We start from the raw sequence: 8,550 nt of genomic DNA on the forward strand, positions 1-8,550 counted from the left end.
GATTGAGTTTCCTTCCTGCTCAGGCAAATTCGATGTAGAATTTATCGAATTGATTTTGTTTTCCAAAATTCATGAATCGATTGAGGCAGTTCCTAAAAAAGGAGGGTTCGTGATTTTTTTTTGAATTTTGGAGGGTAGAAATTCTAAAAATAGAAAAAAAGCCACCGAAGCATTTGCTCCGGTGGCTTCCGATTTCCCCGAGGATTTATGGCTGTAGAAGCTTTAACACTGAATTCGGTTTTAGATTTGCCTGCGCTAACATCGCCGTACCACTCTGCACGAGTATCTGTTTAGTAGTTAGCGTAACCATCTCCTCCGCCATATCGGCGTCCCGAATCCTAGACTCTGATGCCTGCATATTTTCATAAGCAGCCATTAGGCCTTTTGCGGAATGTTCTAGCCTATTGAAATAGGCTCCCATATCCGCTCTTTGCTTCATGATCTTTCCGAGCGCCGCATCGGCTAAGCCGATTACATCGTTCGCTTCCCCCGGTGAGGAAACCGCAATCGGTTTGCCATCAGCCTTGGTAAGTTTCAACGCTCGGGAGGTCATTGTCCCAATATAGAACCTCTCCCGTTGGTTCTGATTTGGTCCCATGTGAAACCACATAGAGGCTACTTTCGATCCTCTAGCAAACTGTCCTTCGAAAAGTTTGAATCGGTTGAACTCAGCTTGAGAAGCAATCCGATCCACCTCATCGACTAGGGCAGATACTTCCACTTGGACCAACTGCCTGTCCTCGGCGCTGTAGATTCCATTCGAGGTTTGGATGGCCAAAACCCGGATTCTTTGGATGATATCCGCAGATTGCTGAAGGAAACCTTCTGCAGTCTGGATGAAACTCATCCCGTCTTCCGTATTTCTCTCTGCCTGCCTCAAACCGTTGATTTGGGTTCTTAGCTTTTCAGAGACAGCCAAACCTGAGGCGTCGTCACCGGCTGAGTTAATCCTCATACCGGATGCAAGCGCCTTCATGGTTTTATCCACAGCTAACTCGTTGAACTTGAGGGTGCGGTGTGAATTCACCGCGCTCAGGTTGTGATTGATAATCATCTTACACTCCTTGTAGAGAGTTACCGGCAGATCTCCCTATCTGTCGGCCGGACATGGTCAGTCCGGTGCTCCGGGATGGACCCGGTCGGACCACCCGACAGGCCATGCGTAATAACTCCCTGGAGTTAGATTATCATTCTTTATGCAACGAGTTTGGGCTTGGAAACTCCCTCGGTTCAAATCCCGGAATTTCTTCCGAGGAAAAGGAACCGGAGAAAGACTCAATTCATGGAAGGCATGCTTCTGAATCCAATCCTTCTCCCGAACCTTTTCCGAATTATCCGAAGACAGCGATTGCCGCAAGTAGCGGCTCCTCAGTCTATCGAAGTTCGATCAAAGTCCCAGAGTCGAGAACACGACCATTGGTCGTGCTCCCGATCCCGGGTGTTCCAAACTACCTGAGTAGTTGAAGAACGGATTGAGGTCTGACGTTGGCCTGAGCAAGCATTGCAGTTCCAGATTGAACCAGGATCTGGTTCTTGGTAAATGCAACTGTCTCTTCTGCCATATCTGCGTCCCGGATCCGTGACTCTGAAGCTTGGATGTTCTCGTAAGCTACCATTAAGCCTTTTGAGGCATGCTCAAGGCGGTTAAAGTAAGCACCGAGGTTCGCTCTTTGTTTGTTGATCTTCATAAGAGCGTCATCCAATAGGCCGATTGCTTCGTTTGCCCATTCAGCAGTAGAAAGGGTCAGGAGGGAGCCATCTGCCTTAATCAGATTCAAAGCCTTCGCGGTCATCGTAGCGATATAGACTCTTTCCCTCTGGTGCTGGTTCGGGCCGATGTGGAACCACATCGAAGCGGTTCTTGATCCACGTGCGAAGTCGCCTTGGAGAAGAGCCATCTTGTTGAACTCTGCTTGAGAGGAAATACGATCGATCTCGTCTACGAGCTGCGAAACTTCTACTTGGATCATCTGGCGGTCTTCAGCGCCGTAGATTCCGTTGGACGATTGGATGGCAAGTACGCGGATCCTTTGGATGATATCGTTAGTTTCCTGCAGATACCCTTCCGTAGTTTGGATCAGGGACATACCGTCTTCGGTGTTTCGCTCCGCTTGTCTTAGACCTTTTACCTGCGTTCTCATTTTTTCAGAAACGGCAAGTCCGGAAGCGTCATCACCGGCGCGGTTAATACGCATACCGGAGGATAAGGTTTCCATATTCTTTGCCACTTCGTTGTTCTGAAACTTCAGAACGCGGTGGGAGTTAATCGCGGCTAAGTTGTGGTTAATGATCATCTGTTTCCTCCTTGAAACTGATCATGAGCCCGGCATCCGTGCCGGGGTCTTGTGCGTTGGTTTGGTTTTGGCCTTTTAGGTTTTTATCTGTAATGAAGGTTCGTGATCAGAAATTTCTTTCCATTTCACGCTTTCCTTCGTATTTATCTTCGGTGGTGAGGGGACCTGAGATTAATTCTGAGGAATTCTTTAAATATCTCCATTTTTCTTCGTTTTTTGAAGAAATTCTTTGTTTTTTGGAGAATCGAATCTGGGCGGGGGGAATTTTTTTTAGAATTTTTTTGCCTTATTTAGGCTTATCTAAGACTTCGATCGTTTCCGAAAATTCCCTAAGCAATTTTTCCGCTTCCTTTGCTTTTTTTTAAAATGGGACAGGCAGAAATCGGTTTGCCCTTCCCTGTCGAAACTTTATACTTTGTGATTCTAAGTTGGCATCGACAATTCCTTCCGTCTATATCTACGAACGACATGAACAATCCAAAAACAAAAAACGACACCAAGGACCTCTACGAACTCTATCATAAAATGCTGTTAATCCGCCGATTTGAGGAAGCTTCCGCAAAAGCATACAGCATGGGAAAGATCGGAGGATTCTGCCACTTGTACATAGGACAAGAAGCAGTAGGCGTTGGGGCAATTTCCGCCTTACAGGACAAAGACTATGTTGTGTCCACTTACAGGGACCACGGTCACGCATTGACCAGAGGTCTGGATCCGAAAGCACTAATGTCAGAACTCTTCGGAAAAAGAACCGGTGTTGCTAAGGGTTACGGCGGCTCTATGCATTTTTTTGATAAAGAAAAGAACTTCATGGGCGGCCATGGAATCGTCGGAGGACACATCTCACTCGCTGCTGGGATTGCCTATGCTTCCAAATATAGAGGAGATGATTCAGTCACTCTCTGTTTCTTTGGAGAAGGAGCCGCGAATATCGGATCGTTCCATGAAGGTATGAATCTAGCCGCGATCTGGAAACTTCCTCTGGTCATGATCTGCGAAAACAATCATTATGCGATGGGAACTCCTGAATATCGGGCACTCTCGGTAAAGGACGTATCCGTGAGAGCTACTGCTTACGATATCGCTAGGGACCATATTGAAGGGGACGAAGTACGTAAAGTGAGAGATCACGTGCAGGTCGCCGTGGACAGAGCCCGGAGAGGAGAAGGCCCTACACTCATGGAAATTTCCACGTACCGATTTCGCGGTCACTCCATGTCAGATCCTGCCAAATACAGAACCAAAGAAGAATTAGAAAGATATAAACAAGGAGATCCTTTAATTCGAGCCCAAAGAGATCTGAACACAGCAGGCTGGGGAATCGATGAATTAGAAAAACTTGATAATGATATCCAGAAAACAGTCGATGAAGCTGTTGTATTTGCAGAAAAGAGCGAAGAGCCTCCGTTAGGCTGGCTGTACAAATACGTCTATGCGGAGAATGCATAATGGCTGTACTAACGTATCGCGAAGCCCTAAACCGTGCGATGTGCGAAGAAATGGACAAGGACCAGAATATCTTTCTCATGGGAGAAGAGGTTGGGCACTACGAGGGAGCTTACAAAGTTTCTCAAGGCATGTTGGCAAAATACGGAGAAAAAAGAGTGATAGATACTCCGATTTCGGAAAACGGCTTTGCTGGTGTAGGGATAGGAGCAGCTATGGTCGGTCTCAGACCTATCATAGAATTCATGACATGGAATTTTTCTCTAGTCGCAATCGATCAAATCATCAATTCCGCTGCAAAGATGAATTATATGAGCGCCGGACAATTTCCGATTCCGATCGTATTCAGAGGCGCAGGAGGTGCGGGAGGTAGACTGGCTGCACAACATTCTCAATCCTTTGAAAGTTGGTACGCACATGTGCCAGGCTTGAAAGTAGTAGCGCCCTACTCTCCTTCGGACGCGTACGGATTGCTCAAGACTTCTATCAAGGACAATAACCCGGTTATTTTTATCGAAAGCGAAGTTCTCTACGGAACAAAAGGAGAAGTTAGAGATGGAGAGTTCTCCATTCCATTAGGGAAAGCTGATATCAAAAGAGAAGGAACGCACCTAACAATTATTAGCTGGTCTAGAGCACTTATGTACGTGATTCCTGCGGCAGAAAAACTTGCGAAAGAAGGAATTTCTGTGGAAATAATAGATATTCGATCGATCCGACCTTTGGACCTGGACACTATCTTAAAATCGGTGCGCAAAACAAATCGTGCTCTGGTGGTAGAAGAAGGCTGGAACGTAGCAGGATTCGGAGCTCAGATCGCCTATCTTATTCAAAAGGAAGCATTCGACGATTTAGATGCACCGGTAGAAAGAGTCACGCAAGAGGATGTCCCCATGCCTTATGCAGCAAATTTAGAAAAAGCTTCTTTACCAAGTGAAGACAAAATCATCGCGAAAGCAAGAGAGATGTTATCCTAATCTTATGGCAAAAATCGCTGAAATGACCCAACTGAGTCCGACCATGTCCGAGGGAATCCTCATTCGATGGCTGAAAAAGAAAGGAGACTCTGTAAATCCGGGGGAATCTATTGCAGAAGTAGAAACCGACAAGGCAGTAATGGAAATGGAAGCATTCGATTCCGGAGTACTCCTAGAAATTATCGCTCCGGAAGGTTCTAAGATTCCTGTAGGAGGTCCTGTTGCAGTAATCGGTAAAGCGGGAGAAGACATCGCCTCGCTTCTGGAAGAAGCAAAGTCTAGAACTCCGGTTGTGCAGCAATCTTCCTCTGAAGGAAATTCTGCTAAAACCGAAACATCACCTAGTTCCGCGTTTGCGTCTTCTGTTTCGGAAAAGAAATCGATCTCCGAAACTAAATCTTCTCCTGCAAATATGGAACCAGCGCATTCTATGCGACCAGACATAGAAACATCAGGAAGCTTCTTAACTTCTGATGGTCCAAAGCAGCACCAGATGAATTTGGGAAGCCAAGGACTCACTCAGAGCGCACAAGAAGGTAGAATCAAAGCTTCTCCCTTGGCCAAACGTTTGGCGACCGAATCCGGAGTTGACCTTGCGAAAATCTCAGGCACTGGTCCCCAAGGCAGGATCCTAAAAAGGGATATCGAAGCTTCGAAATCTCAGTTAGTTCCAGGAAGATCTTCTAGCACTATTGCTCCGATTCTCAGGGAAGAAAAACTCCCAATCTCCGGAATGAGAAGTACAATCGCCAATAGATTGGTGCACGCAAAGACTCACCAGCCTCATTTTTATTTGGAAGCAGAAATCAATGCCCTTCCCCTTTCTAACCTCAGAGAGCAGTTCAACTCAGACCTAAAGAGTGGCAAAGATGAAATCAAAGTAAGCATAAATGACTTTCTAATCCGCGCTTCGGCTCTCGCCCTTTTAGAGGTTCCACAAGTGAATTCCTCCTGGCGAGAAGACCATATTCTAAGACACGGCAGAGTAGATATCGGAGTAGCTGTTTCTATCGAAGGCGGTTTGATCACTCCTTACGTCAGAAATGCAGATAGAATTGGAGTTTTAGAAATTAGCAGGACAGTAAAAGAACTTGCCTCCCGAGCGAGAGAGAGAAAACTCAAGCCGGAAGAGTATTCAAACGGTACATTTACGGTCTCTAACTTAGGGATGTACGGAATCGATAAGTTTGCAGCAGTCATCAACGAGCCCGAAGCTGCTATTCTGGCTATAGGAGCTGTGGTAGAAAAACCTGTCTTGGTTTCGGGATCCATTGTGCCAGGTAAAACCTTGACCGTCTGCCTTTCCTGCGATCACAGGGTCGTAGATGGTGCGGTGGGAGCGGCCTGGTTAGCAGTTCTGCGAGAATTGATCGAACATCCGCTCAGACTTTTAGCGTAGGCAAAAAAGTCAAAGACCGAAGATTTCAGATGCCGATTTCAAAACTCATCATTTAGTTCGTGGAAAAAGAATCAAACCGTACGCAAAAAGTAAAAAAAGCTGCCTTGCTATTGTTGTCCTTAGACAAGGAATCCGCAGCAAAAGCACTATCTCAATTGGATGAAAAGCTAATCGAAGAAGTAGTGCAAGAGATGGCGAAAATTCGAAGTATTTCTAAAGAAGAAAAAGAAGAAGTGCTTTTGGATTTCCAAGATTCACTAAAGGAGCTCTCCGGAGAGTCCAGAGGTGGAATCGACACCGCAAGAGAGCTACTTTATCAATCGATCGGAAAAGAAAGATCCGAGTCTATTTTAGGAAAACTTGATAGAAAGGACACTGAAGAGGATTTTTCGTTTTTGAACGATGCCGAGCCCCAAACACTCGCCCAACTCCTTTTACCGGAGCATCCTCAGACAATCGCTGTCACTTTAGCTTTTTTAAACCCGAAGAAAGCCGCGGAGACTCTAAAGTTTTTACCCAAAGAACTGCAGTCTAAAGTCGCAGTAAAACTTGCAAACACTACGAAAACTCATCCGGACGCGATTCGTCAAATCGCAAGAGTATTAAAGAAAAAGTATGAGCACAGGGATAAGTCCGAACTTAGTGAAGCTGGTGGTGCAGAAGCGCTTGCAAATATCCTAAATTACATGGACAAATCTTTGGAAGATACAATTCTAAAAGAATTGGAAGAACATTCTCCGGAACTCGCTTCACAGGTCAGAGAAAAACTCTATACTTTTGAAGATGTTCTATTAATGAATTCTAAAGAAATGAGAGTACTGATCAACAGACTAGGAAGCGATGATCTGATTTCGACAGCTCTCCGAGGAGCGGGAGAAGAAATTCGCACTCATTTCTTCGAAGCCTTATCCAAAAACAGAGCCAATGACATTTTAGAATCAATGGAGCTGAGAGGAAAAGTGACTCTAAAAGAGATCACCGAAGCCAGAAATCAGATTTTGGCTGTGCTAAGGGATTTGGAAGAAGAAGGATCTATTATATTAAAGAAAGATTCTGAAGATTATATCTGAATCGTTTAAAATCGGAATCTAGAAAGCTTTATAATTTTCCTAGATTCGTAGATTTTACTATTCTGAGTTCTTACTTCTTGAAAGTCGCAGCTTAGAATTCAATTCCCAAACTTTTTTGAATTCTGAAATCGTATAATCGTATCAAACCTGCGTAGATAGCTTCGAAATCTGTTCTTTTACCGAATATTAGAACAGAGTCTTAAATTTTGGGCATAAACCACTTACCTCCGAACTTGAAACCCTTTCCGATTTAAGGTAAACCATCCTATACTCCTAGCTCTGGAAAAAAACATAGAGAATCTTAGGACGCTTAGTCTTTACGAGGGAACTAGCATGAATCTGGAATTTCTCCGAAATTTGTCTCACAAATTCATAGTAGCGGGATTGCTTGCGCTATATTATTGGAGCATAGTTTTTATTGTTATTACTGGATTTGGCTTAAAGGTCTTTAAGCAAAGGCTTACTGAACTTTTCTTGATCAGTGTCTTAGGAATTTCAGTTATAATCATCGGCTGTTTCTTATTAAACATCCTTACAAACTTAACAATCATCGCGGACTCTATCAAAGTCGGCGAATCTGTGAAGGATAAAGATGTTCTCAAACAAAACATCCAGAAACAAAGATACACATATTACGGATCCGTGTTTCTTCTTCCAAGCCTTTTGGTCAGCTTTCTTTTTTTGGGGGATTATCTCACTCTAAACAAAAAAGAAATCTATTGGAGCGAGACGCTGCTAAACTAGTGCTGGAGTATAGGAAGGAAATTGAGTCTTTAGCATCTAGGAAATTTGATCGATCTTACGAAATAAAAGCCGCCAAAATATTGAAAATTATAAGCAGAGCAAACGCAGAATTTCCATATGTGACCATTATTCATCGAATCAATCTTAACTCCAAACAGGTTCTTATTTCCTTTGGCGATTATGTTGAGACAAAAAACGATGAATCATTTAATACGTTTGATTTCATTTACGCATCTACTCGGGAAGAAAGAAAATTTATACATTCGGTCCTTGAACAAAAGAAGGAATTGCCTGCTTATTTTCAAGTAGAGGATGACTTTTACAAACTAATCTATCCAGTAAAAGTAGATGGTTACATTTTCTTTTTACTCCTCACGGATTATCAGCAGTTCGGAAAAGTGGGCTGATAATTTGCATTTAGCTTGCATGTAGGACCTCCTACAACATTCAGAGGCTTTAAAAAGATTTGTCAAAACTCAAATCTTCTGAAATAGAGACAGAGCGGCAGGCGTGTACCACCGCACCAGCCCCCCACCCAAGAAAGTGAAGAACCGGGAACATAGGTAACACTTTAAACCGGAGACATGGGTTACACTTTTGGTTGTTGAATTAACCTTTTT

General features: G+C 44.0%; 9 protein-coding genes. 7 read left to right on the forward strand and 2 right to left on the reverse strand.

Translation table 11 applies throughout. From position 1 onward, the window contains the following. Nucleotides 1-205 precede the first annotated feature (205 nt). Complete coding sequence (locus CH373_RS16145; RefSeq protein ID WP_100715135.1) at nucleotides 206-1,054, reverse strand: flagellin N-terminal helical domain-containing protein; 849 nt, start codon at nucleotides 1,052-1,054, stop codon at nucleotides 206-208. Nucleotides 1,055-1,158: 104 nt separating this feature from the next. Here CH373_RS16145 and CH373_RS16150 point away from each other — a divergent pair, with 104 nt between their 5' ends. Further along, nucleotides 1,159-1,464: a hypothetical protein gene (locus tag CH373_RS16150; RefSeq protein ID WP_100715137.1), complete on the forward strand. Its 306-nt coding sequence runs from the start codon at nucleotides 1,159-1,161 to the stop codon at nucleotides 1,462-1,464. On the opposite strand, the gene CH373_RS16155 is transcribed toward CH373_RS16150, so the two are convergent. Then, on the reverse strand, nucleotides 1,449-2,294 hold the full coding sequence (locus tag CH373_RS16155) for a flagellin N-terminal helical domain-containing protein (protein ID WP_100715139.1): 846 nt from the start codon (nucleotides 2,292-2,294) through the stop codon (nucleotides 1,449-1,451). The genes CH373_RS16150 and CH373_RS16155 overlap by 16 nt on opposite strands. Before the next feature lie 468 nt (nucleotides 2,295-2,762). On the opposite strand from CH373_RS16155, the gene pdhA reads away from it, so the two are divergent. From pdhA to CH373_RS16190, 6 genes are all read left to right on the forward strand, one after another. Then, nucleotides 2,763-3,743: a pyruvate dehydrogenase (acetyl-transferring) E1 component subunit alpha gene (gene pdhA / locus CH373_RS16165; protein WP_100715155.1), complete on the forward strand. Its 981-nt coding sequence runs from the start codon at nucleotides 2,763-2,765 to the stop codon at nucleotides 3,741-3,743. Further along, the gene (locus CH373_RS16170; protein WP_100715142.1) at nucleotides 3,743-4,717 is read left to right on the forward strand and encodes a pyruvate dehydrogenase complex E1 component subunit beta; all 975 of its coding nucleotides are present in this window, start codon (nucleotides 3,743-3,745) and stop codon (nucleotides 4,715-4,717) included. The genes pdhA and CH373_RS16170 overlap by 1 nt, the downstream gene beginning before the upstream one ends. 4 nt (nucleotides 4,718-4,721) lie before the next feature. Next, a complete protein-coding gene (locus CH373_RS16175; protein ID WP_100715143.1) occupies nucleotides 4,722-6,116 on the forward strand; it encodes a dihydrolipoamide acetyltransferase family protein in 1,395 nt (464 codons plus the stop codon). Nucleotides 6,117-6,175: 59 nt separating this feature from the next. Further along, on the forward strand, nucleotides 6,176-7,186 hold the full coding sequence (gene fliG / locus CH373_RS16180) for a flagellar motor switch protein FliG (RefSeq protein ID WP_100715145.1): 1,011 nt from the start codon (nucleotides 6,176-6,178) through the stop codon (nucleotides 7,184-7,186). 333 nt (nucleotides 7,187-7,519) lie between these two features. Then, nucleotides 7,520-7,930, forward strand: a complete 411-nt coding sequence (locus CH373_RS16185) for a hypothetical protein (protein WP_100715147.1) — start codon at nucleotides 7,520-7,522, stop codon at nucleotides 7,928-7,930. Beyond that, nucleotides 7,906-8,337 carry a hypothetical protein gene (locus CH373_RS16190; RefSeq protein ID WP_125170048.1) on the forward strand — a complete coding sequence of 144 codons (432 nt, stop codon included), beginning with the start codon at nucleotides 7,906-7,908 and terminating at the stop codon, nucleotides 8,335-8,337. Before CH373_RS16185 ends, CH373_RS16190 begins: the two co-directional genes overlap by 25 nt. The last annotated feature ends 213 nt before the right edge of the window (nucleotides 8,338-8,550 follow it).

This window comes from Leptospira perolatii, from assembly GCF_002811875.1.
Classification (GTDB): Bacteria; Spirochaetota; Leptospiria; order Leptospirales; family Leptospiraceae; genus Leptospira_B; species Leptospira_B perolatii.

Bases quoted from the DNA above. Each gene is read 5' to 3' on its own strand.
- CH373_RS16145 (WP_100715135.1), bottom strand. From the start codon at position 1,054: ATGATTATCAATCACAACCTGAGCGCGGTGAATTCACACCGCACCCTC.
- CH373_RS16150 (WP_100715137.1), top strand. From the start codon at position 1,159: ATGCGTAATAACTCCCTGGAGTTAGATTATCATTCTTTATGCAACGAG.
- CH373_RS16155 (WP_100715139.1), bottom strand. From the start codon at position 2,294: ATGATCATTAACCACAACTTAGCCGCGATTAACTCCCACCGCGTTCTG.
- pdhA (WP_100715155.1), top strand. From the start codon at position 2,763: ATGAACAATCCAAAAACAAAAAACGACACCAAGGACCTCTACGAACTC.
- CH373_RS16170 (WP_100715142.1), top strand. From the start codon at position 3,743: ATGGCTGTACTAACGTATCGCGAAGCCCTAAACCGTGCGATGTGCGAA.
- CH373_RS16175 (WP_100715143.1), top strand. From the start codon at position 4,722: ATGGCAAAAATCGCTGAAATGACCCAACTGAGTCCGACCATGTCCGAG.
- CH373_RS16185 (WP_100715147.1), top strand. From the start codon at position 7,520: ATGAATCTGGAATTTCTCCGAAATTTGTCTCACAAATTCATAGTAGCG.